At 70.6% G+C, this 12,509-nt stretch carries 15 protein-coding genes and 2 riboswitches; of the genes, 14 read left to right on the forward strand and 1 reads right to left on the reverse strand.

The window, feature by feature from the left end:
* Position 1 precedes the first annotated feature (1 nt).
* The 13 genes from ACZ5RK_RS08530 to ACZ5RK_RS08590 all read left to right on the forward strand — a co-directional run bounded on the left by ACZ5RK_RS08530 (position 2) and on the right by ACZ5RK_RS08590 (position 10,854).
* On the forward strand, positions 2 to 661 hold the full coding sequence (locus tag ACZ5RK_RS08530; RefSeq protein ID WP_464908817.1) for a response regulator transcription factor: 660 nt from the start codon (positions 2 to 4) through the stop codon (positions 659 to 661).
* The gene (locus ACZ5RK_RS08535; RefSeq protein WP_464908818.1) at positions 658 to 1,929 is read left to right on the forward strand and encodes a sensor histidine kinase; all 1,272 of its coding nucleotides are present in this window, start codon (positions 658 to 660) and stop codon (positions 1,927 to 1,929) included. Before ACZ5RK_RS08530 ends, ACZ5RK_RS08535 begins: the two co-directional genes overlap by 4 nt.
* On the forward strand, positions 1,926 to 2,336 hold the full coding sequence (locus tag ACZ5RK_RS08540) for a hypothetical protein (protein ID WP_464908819.1): 411 nt from the start codon (positions 1,926 to 1,928) through the stop codon (positions 2,334 to 2,336). The genes ACZ5RK_RS08535 and ACZ5RK_RS08540 overlap by 4 nt, the downstream gene beginning before the upstream one ends.
* A 25-nt stretch (positions 2,337 to 2,361) precedes the next feature.
* Positions 2,362 to 2,423: riboswitch (Fluoride riboswitch) on the forward strand.
* 31 nt (positions 2,424 to 2,454) lie between these two features.
* Positions 2,455 to 3,990 (forward strand): MutS-related protein, encoded by a 1,536-nt coding sequence (locus ACZ5RK_RS08545; protein WP_464908820.1) that lies wholly within the window; start codon positions 2,455 to 2,457, stop codon positions 3,988 to 3,990.
* Positions 3,987 to 5,450: a MutS-related protein gene (locus ACZ5RK_RS08550; protein ID WP_464908821.1), complete on the forward strand. Its 1,464-nt coding sequence runs from the start codon at positions 3,987 to 3,989 to the stop codon at positions 5,448 to 5,450. Before ACZ5RK_RS08545 ends, ACZ5RK_RS08550 begins: the two co-directional genes overlap by 4 nt.
* A gap of 38 nt (positions 5,451 to 5,488) precedes the next feature.
* Positions 5,489 to 5,550, forward strand: a riboswitch (Fluoride riboswitch).
* A 43-nt stretch (positions 5,551 to 5,593) separates the two neighbouring features.
* Complete coding sequence (locus ACZ5RK_RS08555) at positions 5,594 to 6,763, forward strand: cation:proton antiporter (RefSeq protein WP_464908822.1); 1,170 nt, start codon at positions 5,594 to 5,596, stop codon at positions 6,761 to 6,763.
* A gap of 42 nt (positions 6,764 to 6,805) precedes the next feature.
* Positions 6,806 to 7,225 carry a universal stress protein gene (locus ACZ5RK_RS08560; RefSeq protein ID WP_054647307.1) on the forward strand — a complete coding sequence of 140 codons (420 nt, stop codon included), beginning with the start codon at positions 6,806 to 6,808 and terminating at the stop codon, positions 7,223 to 7,225.
* Between the two features lie 7 nt (positions 7,226 to 7,232).
* On the forward strand, positions 7,233 to 7,643 hold the full coding sequence (locus ACZ5RK_RS08565; protein ID WP_054647306.1) for a hypothetical protein: 411 nt from the start codon (positions 7,233 to 7,235) through the stop codon (positions 7,641 to 7,643).
* The gene (locus tag ACZ5RK_RS08570; RefSeq protein WP_464908823.1) at positions 7,628 to 8,074 is read left to right on the forward strand and encodes a hypothetical protein; all 447 of its coding nucleotides are present in this window, start codon (positions 7,628 to 7,630) and stop codon (positions 8,072 to 8,074) included. The genes ACZ5RK_RS08565 and ACZ5RK_RS08570 overlap by 16 nt, the downstream gene beginning before the upstream one ends.
* On the forward strand, positions 8,062 to 8,766 hold the full coding sequence (locus tag ACZ5RK_RS08575) for a metallophosphoesterase family protein (RefSeq protein WP_464908824.1): 705 nt from the start codon (positions 8,062 to 8,064) through the stop codon (positions 8,764 to 8,766). The genes ACZ5RK_RS08570 and ACZ5RK_RS08575 overlap by 13 nt, the downstream gene beginning before the upstream one ends.
* A gap of 5 nt (positions 8,767 to 8,771) precedes the next feature.
* Complete coding sequence (locus tag ACZ5RK_RS08580) at positions 8,772 to 9,113, forward strand: DUF190 domain-containing protein (RefSeq protein WP_464908825.1); 342 nt, start codon at positions 8,772 to 8,774, stop codon at positions 9,111 to 9,113.
* Positions 9,110 to 10,231: an MFS transporter gene (locus tag ACZ5RK_RS08585; RefSeq protein ID WP_464908826.1), complete on the forward strand. Its 1,122-nt coding sequence runs from the start codon at positions 9,110 to 9,112 to the stop codon at positions 10,229 to 10,231. The genes ACZ5RK_RS08580 and ACZ5RK_RS08585 overlap by 4 nt, the downstream gene beginning before the upstream one ends.
* Positions 10,232 to 10,233: 2 nt before the next feature.
* Positions 10,234 to 10,854: a hypothetical protein gene (locus ACZ5RK_RS08590; protein ID WP_054647879.1), complete on the forward strand. Its 621-nt coding sequence runs from the start codon at positions 10,234 to 10,236 to the stop codon at positions 10,852 to 10,854.
* A gap of 79 nt (positions 10,855 to 10,933) precedes the next feature.
* On the opposite strand, the gene ACZ5RK_RS08595 is transcribed toward ACZ5RK_RS08590, so the two are convergent.
* Positions 10,934 to 11,731: a universal stress protein gene (locus ACZ5RK_RS08595; RefSeq protein ID WP_464908827.1), complete on the reverse strand. Its 798-nt coding sequence runs from the start codon at positions 11,729 to 11,731 to the stop codon at positions 10,934 to 10,936.
* A 173-nt stretch (positions 11,732 to 11,904) separates the two neighbouring features.
* On the opposite strand from ACZ5RK_RS08595, the gene ACZ5RK_RS08600 reads away from it, so the two are divergent.
* On the forward strand, positions 11,905 to 12,444 hold the full coding sequence (locus ACZ5RK_RS08600; RefSeq protein WP_464908828.1) for a hypothetical protein: 540 nt from the start codon (positions 11,905 to 11,907) through the stop codon (positions 12,442 to 12,444).
* Positions 12,445 to 12,509: the final 65 nt, after the last annotated feature.

Raw genomic sequence — 12,509 nt, forward strand, 5'->3', positions numbered from 1 at the left:
CATGGCGCATCTTCTCCTCCTCGAGGACGACCCCATCCTGGGCCAGGCGGTGGCGGAGGCCCTGGAGCAACACGGCTTCCACGTCCTCTGGGCCAAAGGGGAGGAGGAGGCCTGGGGCCTGGTCCTGAGTAAGCCCCTGGAGGCCCTGGTTCTGGACGTCAAGCTCCCCGAGGGAGAGGAGGCGGGCTTTCGCTTCGCCCGTGACCTTCGCCAGGCGGGCATCCAAAGCCCCATCCTCTTCCTCACCGCCAAGGACGCCCTAGAGGACCGCCTGCGGGGGCTGGAGGTAGGGGAGGACTACCTCACCAAGCCCTTCCACCTTCCCGAGCTCATCGCCCGGGTCCGGGCCCTGTTGAGGCGGGGGGAGGTGCGGCCCACCCGGGTGGAGGCAGGAGGCGTGGTCCTGGAAGTGGAGGCGCGCCGGGTGCTCAGAGAAGGCGCCCCCGTGGCCCTCACCGCCAAGGAGTACCAGGTGCTTGAGCTTCTCCTCCTGAACCGGGGCCGGCTCTTCACCAAGGAAGAGATCCTGGAAAGGGTATGGGGGCCGGGGTACGAGGGGGAGTCCAACCTGGTAGAGGTCTACGTGAAGAACCTGCGCAAGAAGCTGGGTGAGGAGCTGATAGAAACGGTGCGGGGGCTGGGCTACCGCGTCCCGGGATGAGCCTCCGGGCCCGCATCGCCCTCCTCACGGGGCTCGTGGCCCTCCTGGGGCTTGGTCTGGGCCTTTTCCTTTCCAGCCTCCTCCTCTCCCGCCTGGCCCTCGCCGAGATGGACCGCACCCTGCGCCTCCAGGCCCGCACCCTGTTGCAGGAGGCCCTGGCCGAGCCCGACCGCCAGATACCCCCGGAGGAGGAGGCGGACCTGCTTTTCAGCGACTTTCCCGCCGCCGCCTGGGTCTACCAGGGAGAGAGGCCCGTCTGGCAGGGAGGGCTTCCCGGGGCGCCCGCCCTGGTGCAGAGCGTGGCCCCGGGCAAGGCCGTGAGCGTGGCGGGCTGGAGGGCCTTGGCCCTGGAGCGGGAGGGCCTGAAGGCCGTGGTGGCCCAGCCCCTGGGGGTGGTGGAGCGCCTGGCCCTCCTCTACCTCCGCCTGGGCCTTCCCCTCCTCCTCTTGGCGGGCCTTTTCTCCGGGGGCCTGGCCTACCTCCTCCTGGGCCCCGCCCTGGCCCCCCTCAAGCGCCTGGCCGAGGCGGCCTCCCGCTTCCAACCCCCCGGCCCCACCCCTGGGCGGGACGAGGTGGCCCGCCTGGCCCAGGCCTTCGCCCGCCTCCTGTCCACCCTCAAGGAGGAGCGGGCCCGGGAGCAGGCCTTTTTGGCCTTGGCCAGCCACGAGCTCAAAACCCCGGTGGCGGCCTTCCGCGTGGGGCTGGAAAGCCTCTTGGCCCAGGAGCGGGTGGACCGGGAGGCCCTGAGGCGGCTCAAGGCCCAGGCCGAGCGCCTCGAGGCCCTGGCGGAAAACCTCCTCGCCCTCTCCCGCGCCGGGGCCCAGGACCTGAGGCCCGCCGAGGTGGACCTCTACGCCCTTCTCTCCGAGGCCTTTGACCGCTTCCAACCCCTGGCCGTGGCCCGGGGCAGGGAGATCGGCCTGGAGGGGGAGCCCACGCGGGTGCGGGCCGACCCCAGGCTCTTGGAGCGGGCCCTGAACAACCTGGTGCAAAACGCCCTCCTCCACGGCCAGGGGTCCATCCGCCTCCGGGTGGGCCGGGAAGAGGAAGGGGTGTACCTGGAGGTGGAGGACCAGGGCCCGGGGCCCAGGGCCTCGGCGCAGGAAGGTCTAGGTCTCCGGGTGGTCCGCCAGGTGGCGGAGGCCCTGGGCGGGACCCTCCTTCTCCTCCCAGGCCCCCCCTTCCGCGCCCGCCTCCTCTTCAGGCCCGCTTCAGGGAAAGGGCCTAGGCTTCCTTCCGGAGCGGGAAGCTCCGGAGGTGAGAGATGAAGAGGATGGTCTGGCTTCTCATGGCATCGGCGATGGCCCTGGCCGCCCCGGCCACCCAGGGGAGGATCCACGTGAGCTTGGTCTTCCCGCCCAGGGTGCTCCCGGCGGGGACGGTGCTGGTCCTGGAGGACGCCCATGGGATGGCCCTTTGGGAAGGGGGCAAGGGCACCCTTCCCGGGCCGGAAGCGCTGGACAAGGCGGTCTACGTGGTCTTCAAGCTCCCCAAGGCCAGCTACCGCTACCCGGTGGTGCAGAAGGCCACCGCCTTGGAGGAACTCGTGGTCAAGGTGGGCAAGAAGGACTACACCCTGGGCACCCTCCTCAAGAACCGGCACGTGGCCCTGGGCAAGGATGGAAGCCTGGTGCCGGTCAAGGTGGCCTCCGCGTCGGCCCCCAAGAAGCCCTAGACGGGGGAGGCTCCCTTTGCTAGACTGGGTGTAGGGCGATGGAGTCCGCCTGAACCGCCCGCTGGGGCTGATGACTCCTACCGGTGAAGCCGGTAGGAGTCTTCCTTTTGGAGGAGCCATGGAGAAGGTGGAAGGGGTTTCGCCAAGCCTGCTGGGCCCCATCCAGGAGCCCATGGAGGAGGTTCCGGCCCACTTCAAAGACCTCTTGCTGGGCGAGCTGGAGAAGGAAGTCTTCGCCGCCCACCCGGGGATGGGCCTCGAGGCGGTCTTCCGCAACCCCCTGAGGGAGCGGGATGGGGTCCTCCACCGGCAACAGGTGGCCCGGGACCTGGAGGGAAAGGGGCTCTCGGCGGCCTTCCGCCCCTACTTCCGGGCCATGGAGGAGGTGAGGGCGCGGCTGGACCTGGCGGCTCAGGACCGCCACCCCTGGCAGGCCCGCCTCTACTTCCTCCAGGCCGCCTCGGCCTATCTGGAGGGGGTGGAGGCCTTGGCGGAAGGCCTCGCCCGCCATCCCCCGCGGTCGGAGGGGCTGCGCGCCTACCGGGACTACCTGGAATCCTACCGGAAGGGAGCGGGCTTCCTGGGGCTTAGGAGGGACCTCGAGGCCCTCCAAGCGGCCCTGCGCCACCTCCGCTACGTCCTCCACGTGCACGAGGGACGCCTGGCCCTCAGGGCCTACGGGGGCGAGGAGGACTACGGCGAGCGGGTCCAGGCCACCTTCCGGCCCTTCTTCGGCAAAAGCCCCCCCTCCTTCCGGGAGGAGGCCCTGCCCCTCGGGCCCTGGCTCAACCACGTGGAGGAGTGGATCCTGGACCACCTCGCCCTCCTCTTCCCCGAGGTCTTCCGCCGCCTCGAGGCCTTCTTCCGGGAACACCGGGACTTCCCGGACCCTACCCTTGCCCGGCTGGAGCGGGAGGCCCGCTTCTTCCTGGCCTATCTGGACTTCGTGGCCCCCCTGCGGGCCGTGGGCCTTCCCTTCGCCTACCCCGAGCTGGCCGAGGCCCCGCCCTTCCTCGCCGAGGAGGCCTACGACCTGGTTCTGGCCGCCAGGCTCCTCGCCGAGGGGAAGCGGCCCGTGGGCAACGGCTTCCGCTTCCAGGAGGCCAGGATCCTGGTGGTCACCGGGCCCAACCAGGGGGGCAAGACCACCTTTGCCCGGATGGTGGGGCAACTCCACCACCTGGCCGCCTTGGGCCTCCCGGTGCCGGCCAGGCGGGCCCGGCTCTCCCTACCCAGGGCCATCCTCACCCACTTCGAAGCGCGGGAAAACCCAGAGGAGCTTAAGAGCAAGCTGGAGGAGGACCTCCACCGGCTCAAGGCCCTACTGGACCGGGCCGATGGGCACTCCCTCCTCCTCCTCAACGAGCCCTTGGCCTCGGCCGCCCTCCTGGACGCCCGCCTCATAGGGCGTTTCCTCCTGGAAAGGATCCGGGCCAAGGGAAGCCTGGCGGTGTTGGTGACCTTCTTGGACGAGCTCGCCCGCCTACCCGGCACCCTCAGCCTGGTGGCGGAGGTGGACCCCCAGGACCCCTCTAGGCGGACCTTCCGCATCCTGGAAAGGCCGGCGGACGGCAAGGCCTACGCCCTGGCCTTGGCGGCGAAGCACGGCCTCACCTACCCGCTCCTCAAGGAGCGCCTCGGGGGTAGGCCATGAGGGTGGGCCTCCTCTACCCCGACCGCGACCTGGACCTAAACCATCCCCTCCCCTTCGGCTGGGAGGACCTGGAGCACGACCTGGGGCTGGGAACGCTCCTGGAAACCATGGGCGAGGGGGATGCCTACCTCGTGGAGGTGGCGCGGAAGGTCCTGGCCCAAGGCCTCCACACCGGCATCCCCGCTATCCTCCACCGCCAGGAGGCGGTGCGGGAAGCCTTGGAGCAACCCGGGCTTGCGGAGGGGCTCTACCGTCTGGCCGACGAGACCCTGAGGGCCAAGCGCCGGGAGGGCTACGGCCTCTACCGGAGGGACCGGCCCGACCTCTACGGGGCCATCAAGGGGATGGAGGCCCTGCTCAAAGGCCTGCGGGAGCTTCTGGACCTCCTCGCCCGCACCCCCCTCGCCCACGCCCCCTTCCTGGACCTCCGGGCGCGGCTTTCCGCCGTCCTCACCCCCGACTTCTTCCGGGAGGCCAAGGCGCACCTCGAGGCCCTCCGCTTTCCCCAGGGCATCTGGATGGCCGCCGGCCTCGGCCCGGAGGGGCGGGGCGAGGGGTACACCCTCCTTCCCCCCGAGGGCCGAAGGTTCCCCTGGCCCTTCGCCCGCAGGCCCAGGACCTACCTCCTCACCCTCCACCCCCGGGACGAGACCGGGGCGAGGATCCTGGGGGAGATCCGGGAGCGGGGCGCCTGGGCCGCGGCCAAGGCCTTGGCCACGGCGGTGGAGGAGGTGGCCCGCTTCTTTGAGGCCTTGCGGGCAGAGGCGGGCTTTCTCCTGGGGGCCTCTCGCCTGGCCTCGAGGCTTAAGGCCCTGGGCCTTCCCCTGGCCTTTCCCACCCCCAGGGAGGGCCTCCACCTGGCCTTCAAGGGCCTCTACGACGTGGGGCTGGCCCTTCGGCAAGGGGGGGCCGTGGGCAACGACCTCGAGGCCCACGGCAAGAACCCCGTTTTCATCACGGGGGCCAACCGCGGGGGCAAGACCACCTTCCTGCGGAGCCTGGGCCTCGCCCAGCTCCTCATGCAGGCCGGGCTCTTCGTGGGGGCGGAGGCCTTTGAGAGCGGTCTCGTGGATGGGATATTCACCCATTTCAAGCGCGAGGAGGACCGGGAGCTTTCGGCGGGGAAGTTGGAGGAGGAACTCCGGCGGCTCAGCGGCCTGGTGGACCACCTTTCGGCGCGGCCCCTTTTCCTCTTCAACGAGAGCTTCGCGGCCACCAGCGAGCCCGAGGGCTCGGAGCTGGGGGGCCAGGTGGTGCGGGCCCTGACGGAAGCGGGGGTACGGGTGGTCTTCGTCACCCACTTCTACACCCTGGTGGCGGCCTTCCTGGAGGACACACGGGCGCTCTTCCTCAAGGCCGAGCGGCTTCCCGACGGCACCCGCACCTTCCGCCTCCTGTCCGCACCCCCCGAGCCCACGGCCTACGGCGAGGACCTGTTGCGCCAGGTCTTCGGAGGGTGAAGAGGCTTCACCTTGGCTTCAGGCTTGCCGTGGTATCCTCTTTTTAAGGCGATGGGGCCCGCCTAAACCGCCCCGTGGGGCTGATGGCTCCTACCCAAAAGGGGTGGGGGCCTTTTCCTTCACCCCGGAAAGGAGGAAGCCCGATGGACTGGGGTGTTGCGGCCATATGGCTTGGGCTTGCGGTGCTGGCCACCTTGCTCTCCGTGGCATTCCGCCTCTCCGTGGCCCTGACGGAGATCGTGGTGGGCGTGGCCGCCGGAGCGGTCCTGGGAAGGGACCTGATGCAGACGGGCGCCCCCTGGGTAGTTTTCCTGGCGGGCGTGGGGAGCGTGGTCCTCACCTTCCTGGCCGGGGCGGAGCTTGACCCCGAGACGCTAAAGCGGAGCTGGAAGGAGGCCCTGGGCATCGGCCTTGCGGGGTTTCTCGCCCCCTTCCTGGGGGCCGCCCTGCTGGCCCACCTCCTCCTGGGCTGGACGCCGAGGGCGAGCTGGCTGGCCGGGGTGGCCCTATCCACCACCAGCGTGGCCGTGGTCTACGCGGTGATGCTGGAGCTCGGCCTCAACAGAACCCCCTTCGGCAAGGTGATCCTGGCCGCCTGCTTCGTGAACGACCTGGGCACGGTCCTCGCCCTGGGCCTTCTCTTCGCCCCCTTTGGCATGCGCACCCTCCTCTTCGCCCTGGGGCTTCTCCTGGCCCTCCTTTTCCTGCCCCGGGCCACCCCGGCCTTCTTCCGCCGCTTCGGCGGGGGCACCTACGAGCTGGAGGCCAAGTTCCTCCTCCTCGCCCTCTTCGCCCTGGGGGCCCTCGCCGTGTGGAGCGGCTCGGAGGCGGTCCTCCCCGCCTATCTGGTGGGCATGGTCCTGGCGGGGAGCGTGGGCCGGGACCACGGCCTTTTGCGGAGGCTGAGGACCCTCACCCTCGGCCTCCTCACCCCCTTCTACTTCCTCAGGGCGGGAAGCCTGGTGAGCCTCCCCGGCCTGATGGCGGGGATGGGGGCCTTCCTGGTGCTCTTCGTCGCCAAGATGGCCAGCAAGCTCCTGGGCGTCTACCCCGCCACCCTGGCCCTTGGCCACCGGGGCCGCGAGGCCGCCTACACCACCCTGATGATGTCCACCGGCCTCACCTTCGGTACCATCTCCAGCCTCTACGGCCTCACCCACGGCATCATAGACCGGGACCAGTATTCCCTGCTGGTGGCCACCGTGATCGCCAGCGCCGTGGTGCCCACCTGGCTCGCCAACCGTTTCTTCCTTCCCCACCACCACCTGGAGGAGGCCCGGGCCTCCAAGGGGGAGGTGGTTTCCGGTGACTGAGAAGGCGATCTGGCTCGCCCGGGCAGAAAGGAGGAGTGGGGGATGTTCCGTAGAATCCTTGTAGGATACGATGGCTCAGAGGCGGCGAGGAAGGCTCTGGTGGCGGCCCTGGAGGTGGCCCGGGCCTTCCGCGCCGAGGTGCTGGCCTTGGCGGTGGTGCGGCCCCCCGAGTTCGCCGAGCTGGGCCTCGAGCTGGAGGGGGTGTTGGAGGAGGCCAAAGGCCCCTTGGCGGAGGCCTTTCGCTACGCCCACCAGGAGGCGGAGCGCCGGGGCGTGCCCTTCCGGGCGGAAACCCGGGTGGGCCATCCGGCGGAGACCCTGGTGCGGGTGGCGGAGAAAGAGGGGTACGAGCTCATCGTCCTGGGGCGGCGGGGCCTCACCCCGGTCCAGCGCTGGATGCTGGGCTCGGTTTCGGAGCGGGTGCTCCGCTATGCCCACTGCGCGGTCATGGTGGTCCACTGAGGACGGGATGGAGGGCTGGCCTCCCTGCCCCTACCGGCACCAAGGGCTTTGCGGCGCCGAAGAAGACCGGCCCGTGACCCCGGAGGTGTGCCGCGCCTGCCCTATTCCCGAGGCCCTGGCCCACCCGCAGGCCTGCCTCTACCTGGTCCCCCTCCGGGTGCTGGGGGAAGCCCGCTTCGCCTGCCGCTTCACCTTCTCTTGGGCCCGGGAGCCCGCGGTCAAGGACTGGCGGCGCCTCTGCCCCTGCCCCTACTGGTTCCCCCGCGCCCCCGAGGAGGCGTGGATCCGCGACCTCAGGGAGGTGCAGGACCGGTACCGGCGGGTTCTCCTGGGCCTCGAGGCCCGCTGGTCGCCCCCGGCGGGCAAGCCCAAGCCCGGCAAGCCCAAGGAAAGGAGGTGGCCGTGGAGGCGAGGCTGATCCCGGTGGGCCCCAAGGACCTCTACGAGGCCCTGGTCTTGGTGGGGGAGGGGCTTGGCTGGCCGGAGATCCTTCCCGCCCTCCGCCAAGCGGTGGACGAACCCTTGGAAGCCCTGGCCCTGGGTGAGGAACTGGGTCTTTGGCGGCAGCGGGGCTTCTCCTTGGAGCTCACCCCGGCAGGCCGGGCCTGGCTGGAAGACCCCGCACGGCCTCCCGAAGCCCTCTTTGGGCTCCTGGAAGCCCTCCCCTGGGTGGAGGTGCTGGAGGCCCTAAAGGGGAAGGAGGTCCTGCGCCTCCCCCACCTCCTGCCCCTCTTTCCCCCGGGCCCCAGGGGGGAGAAGGCGGCCCGGGCCCTGGCGGAGTGGGGTGGGGTGCTGGGCCTGTGGGACTACGAGGAAGGGAAGGAGGAGATAAGGCTATGCGCGTCCTGATCCTGAGCGACCTTCACGGGAACGTCTGGGCCCTGAGGGCCATCGTGGCCGCGGCGGGGCGGGTAGACGCCGTCCTCTTCGCCGGGGATGCGGTGAACTACGGGCCAAGCCCCCGGGGGGTCCTCTCCTGGCTCAAGCGGACCGGGGCGGTAGCGGTGCGGGGCAACCACGACCACGCCGCCGCCTTTGGCGCCGACCCTAAGGCCGCCCCCCGCAAGGCCCGCCTGGCGCAGGCCTTACTGGAGTGGACGCGAAAGGAGCTGCGCCCGGAGGACCTCGCCTACCTGCGCAGCCTTCCCCTTTACGCCGTGTGGGCCGCCGACGGCACCCGCTTCGCCCTGGTCCACGGAAGCCTCCAGGACCCCCTTTACGACTACCGCCTGGACCCCGAGGCGGGGGAGGAGGCCCTCCTGGAAGCGGCGGAGAGCCTCCGGGCGGAGGTGGTGGTCTTCGGCCACACCCACCTGCCCTTCGTGCGCACCGTTGGGGGGAGGCTCTTCGTCAACCCGGGCTCGGCGGGCCAGCCTTTGGACGGGGATCCCAGGGCCAGCTTCGCCCTCTACGAGGAGGGCCGGATCCGCCTCCACCGGGTGGCCTACCCCATGGAGGAGCTCTTCCACGCCCTGGAGGGGCTCCCCCTGGACCCAGGGACCAAGGCGGAGCTCATGGAGCTTTACCGGAAGGCGAGGTGAAAGGGATGCGGCTTGCAGGCGAGGCCAAGCTCCTGCGGGTCTTCGTGGGGGAGTCGGACCGGTACGAGGGTAGGCCCCTTTACGAAGCCATCGTCCTCGAGGCCAAAGGCCAAGGCCTCAGAGGGGCCTCGGTCTTCAAGGGAATCATGGGCTACGGGGCCCACTCCCGGGTGCACACCGCCAAGATCCTCCAGCTCTCGGAGGACCTGCCCGTTATGGTGGAGATCGTGGACGAGGAGGAAAAGATCCGGGCCTTTCTCCCCACCCTGGACCGGATGGTGCGGGAAGGGCTCGTGACCTTGGAACGGGTGGAGGTGGTACGCTACCTGCCCGGGGAGGGGAAGTGAGCGAGGCCTGGCGCTTCGTGGTGGCCATCGGCCTGGTGAGCCTCCTGGCGGACCTTACCTATGAGGGGGGACGGAGCATCTCCGGGGCTTTCCTGGGAGCCCTGGGGGCCTCGAGCCTCCTGGTGGGAGCGGTCTCGGGCCTCGGGGAGTTCCTGGGCTACGCCGTGCGCTTCCTCTCGGGCCGCCTGGGGGAAAAGCGCCTCGCCTGGCCTCTCCTCTACCTGGGCTACACCCTAAACCTTCTGGCCCTCCCCACCCTGGCCCTGGCGGGGAGCCCTTACGCCGCAAGCCTCCTCCTCTTCCTGGAAAGGCTGGGCAAGGGGCTGAGAACCCCGGTGCGGGACGCCCTTCTGGCGCGGGCCGGGGCGGAGGTGGGCATGGGCAGGGCCTTCGGCCTCCACGAACTCATGGACCAGCTGGGGGCGTTTTTGGGCCCGCTCCTGGTGGCCTGGGCCGTGGCCCAGGGGGGCTACCGCCTGGGCTTCGCCGTCCTTATAGCGCCGGCCCTCCTGGCCCTTGGGCTTCTGGGCCGGGCCCGGGGCCTGGAACCCGAGCCCCCTCCCCCCGGCGGGCGGAGCCCCCTGCCCCGGGCCTTCTTTCTCTACCTGGCCTTCGCCGCCCTCTTCGCCTTGGGCTTCGCCCACTTCCAGATCCTCGCCTTCCACCTGGAGCAAGCCGGAACACCTCCCGAGGGCATCGCCCTCCTCTTCGCCCTGGCCATGGGCGCCGATGCCCTCGCGGCCCTCCTGGCAGGCGTGGCCTACGACCGGGTAGGGTTCCCGGTGCTCCTCCTGGTACCCCCCATGGCCGCTATGGGCACCTCCCTCCTCCTCTTGGGGACGGGGACCCTCGCCTGGGCCTTGGGGAGCGCCCTCTGGGGCGGGGCCCTGGGCCTACAGGAAAGCCTGATGCGGGCCGGGGTGGGACGGCTCGCCCGCGGCTCCGCCTGGGCCTACGGGCTCTTTGACGGCGCCTTTGGCACCGCCTGGCTTGTGGGGAGCCTGCTCCTGGGGTACCTCTACGCCCTCTCCCCTGCCCACGCCGCCGGGGCCGCCCTGGCGGCCGAGGTTCTCGCCTTCCTCTCCGCCCTCCCCCTGCTACGAAAGGAGGTGGCCTAGCCATGCCCCTATTCCGCCGGAAGCCCGCCGGGAGGCCCCCGGAAGAGAACCCGGAGGCCCTGGCCCTAAAGGAGGAGGTGGCCCGCCTCCGGGAAGAGGTGGACCTCCTCAAAGGGCAAAACGCCCGCCTCGCCCGGGAAGCCTCCCCTGCCCTCAAGGAGAACGCCGTCCTCCGCTATGAGCTCTTCAAGTGTCAGCAGGACCGCCAGGTGCTGGAGTTCCACCTTTCGGGGCTCCGGGCGGAGCTCCGGGGCACCCTGAGCCTCCTTCAGCGCTACGCCCCCGGGGAGCCGCCCAAGGGAGGGCCACTTCTCGCCGCCCTGCTGGACCTTCTGGAGGTGGGGCGGAGGCTCGGACTAAAGGTGGAAGCTTTCCATGAAGCGGAGGAGGCGGCCCGGGCCGCCGTGGGGGAAAGGGCCTTTGACCCGGAGCGGTTCCTCGCCCTGCGCCTCTCCGGCCTTCTCGCCGCACTGGAGCGCCTCCTGGATGAGGAACTCCGCCGGGCGGAGAGGCCGGGAGAAGGGCTTCAGGCCTACCCGGAGGCGCTGGAACGGGTGCGGGAGGCCTTGGCCAGGGCCCTGGAGCAAGAGGGCCCCCGGGAGCGCGAAGGGGGAAAAGCCTGACCCCCAGGGCAGTCCCCCACCGGGAGGCGCCAGCGGACCTGGCGGCCTAAGGCGCGCGCACTGGGCCGACCCCCATCCGTTAGGGGACCAGGACCAAGGGCCTGTGCAGGTGGAGGGCCGCCCGCACCGAGGTGTCGGGGAAGACCACCTCTTCCCAAAGCGCCTGGGGGTGGTGAGGCAGCACCAGGAGGCCCAGCCTGGCCTCCTCTTCCTTGAGAAGGGCGAAGGGGCGCTCCCGCAGGAACAAGGGCTCCGCCGCCACCCCTTCGGCCCGGGCGCGGGCGGCGAGGCGTTCCAGTAGGCTCCGCTCCTCGGTGGTCTCGCCGGCCTCGAGGGCCGCCTCCTCCAAAACCAGCTCGTGAGGGGTTTCCACCAGGGGAATGTGGGGCACCGCCCCCAGAAGGCGGAGGGGGCGGCCCAGGGCCCGGGCCAGGGCTAAGGCCAGGGCGAAGGCCCGCTCCCCGGCCTCTCCCTCCTCCGCCAGGAGGCCCACGGGCCCCTCCCCCAGCACCCCCCGGGCCAGGAAGAGGGGCCGGTCCAGGTGGTGCACCAGGTAAAGGGCCACCGAGCCCAGGAGGAGGGCCCCTAGGAGGGTGTGGTCCCGGGCGCCCGCCAGAAGGCCGTCGTACGCGCGCGCGGCCTGCACCAGGGCGGGGCCCACGGGACCCTCCAGGTAAAGGGTTTCCGCCTCGAGGCCCATCCCCCGGGCCCGTTCCTGCGCTTTGGCCAGATAGGCCCGCGCCGCCTGGCGGAAGGCCTCCTTCACCTCCTCCGGGTCCAGGCCCTCGAGGCCCATGACCGCAGGGGCCACATCGGCCACGTGCGCCAGGGTGACCCTCGCTCCCAAAACGCCCAAGGTCCGGGCAAGGGACAGCACGCTAGCCTCCTCCCGTCCCGGGGACACCGCCACCAAAAGACGCTTGGAAAACATGGTTCTAACCTGCCTCTCCCAGGGTGAAGGTGGATGAAACCCTTTTGAGCTCCGTGAGGGGGAGCTTCAGCTCCGCTTTAGGCACCCGGGGCAGGATGCTGGGTGGAGGTGATGGAAGGATGCGCAAGTACATCTGGCTCACCGCCCTCGGCGCAGGCCTCGCCCTGGCCCAGCCTGCCCAGGCCCCCGACCCTGCCCGGTACGGCTTTCCCCAGGTGGTGGCCTCCGTGGTCCTGAACCCCTGGGACTACCTGCGCCTGGGCCTTGGCCACCTGGTCCTCACCGCGCCCGACCAGGCCTTCGGCCAGGACCCCGTGCGGCTGGAGCTTCTGGTGGGCGACCCCACCTACTGGCAGGCCTACGCCCCCAAGGGGGAACGGGTGGTCTACGCCTTCGCCCTCAGGGTGACCGACCTCAAGACGGGCGAGCGGATCCTGCGCTTCGCCCGGCCCCTCCACCTGAGCTTCTACGGCGAGGAGATCGGCGAAAAGGCGGGCTACTACGACGTGACCCTCACCGACCCGCCCCAGGTGAGCCCGAACCCCGTGAAGCCCGTCATCCGGGTCTACCGCCTGGGTTCACGGCACCAGACGGGGTGGCTCTCCCACCCCCTGGCCGGGGCCGCCGTGGGCTGGCTCATCACCGTGCCCGCACCTTAGGGCCTGCGCACCGGGTGGGGCGCGTTAAGGAGCCCGCCCTGTTGCAACCCGGGCAAGGGTAATAT

Source organism: Thermus kawarayensis JCM 12314 (assembly GCF_055393575.1).

Coding starts and splice junctions, on each gene's coding strand:
- ACZ5RK_RS08560 (WP_054647307.1), top strand. CDS start 6,806: ATGTTCCGTAGAATCCTTGTAGGATACGATGGCTCAGAGGCGGCGAGG.
- ACZ5RK_RS08600 (WP_464908828.1), top strand. CDS start 11,905: ATGCGCAAGTACATCTGGCTCACCGCCCTCGGCGCAGGCCTCGCCCTG.
- ACZ5RK_RS08565 (WP_054647306.1), top strand. CDS start 7,233: ATGGAGGGCTGGCCTCCCTGCCCCTACCGGCACCAAGGGCTTTGCGGC.
- ACZ5RK_RS08575 (WP_464908824.1), top strand. CDS start 8,062: ATGCGCGTCCTGATCCTGAGCGACCTTCACGGGAACGTCTGGGCCCTG.
- ACZ5RK_RS08530 (WP_464908817.1), top strand. CDS start 2: ATGGCGCATCTTCTCCTCCTCGAGGACGACCCCATCCTGGGCCAGGCG.
- ACZ5RK_RS08545 (WP_464908820.1), top strand. CDS start 2,455: ATGGAGAAGGTGGAAGGGGTTTCGCCAAGCCTGCTGGGCCCCATCCAG.
- ACZ5RK_RS08555 (WP_464908822.1), top strand. CDS start 5,594: ATGGACTGGGGTGTTGCGGCCATATGGCTTGGGCTTGCGGTGCTGGCC.
- ACZ5RK_RS08590 (WP_054647879.1), top strand. CDS start 10,234: ATGCCCCTATTCCGCCGGAAGCCCGCCGGGAGGCCCCCGGAAGAGAAC.
- ACZ5RK_RS08535 (WP_464908818.1), top strand. CDS start 658: ATGAGCCTCCGGGCCCGCATCGCCCTCCTCACGGGGCTCGTGGCCCTC.
- ACZ5RK_RS08540 (WP_464908819.1), top strand. CDS start 1,926: ATGAAGAGGATGGTCTGGCTTCTCATGGCATCGGCGATGGCCCTGGCC.
- ACZ5RK_RS08550 (WP_464908821.1), top strand. CDS start 3,987: ATGAGGGTGGGCCTCCTCTACCCCGACCGCGACCTGGACCTAAACCAT.
- ACZ5RK_RS08580 (WP_464908825.1), top strand. CDS start 8,772: ATGCGGCTTGCAGGCGAGGCCAAGCTCCTGCGGGTCTTCGTGGGGGAG.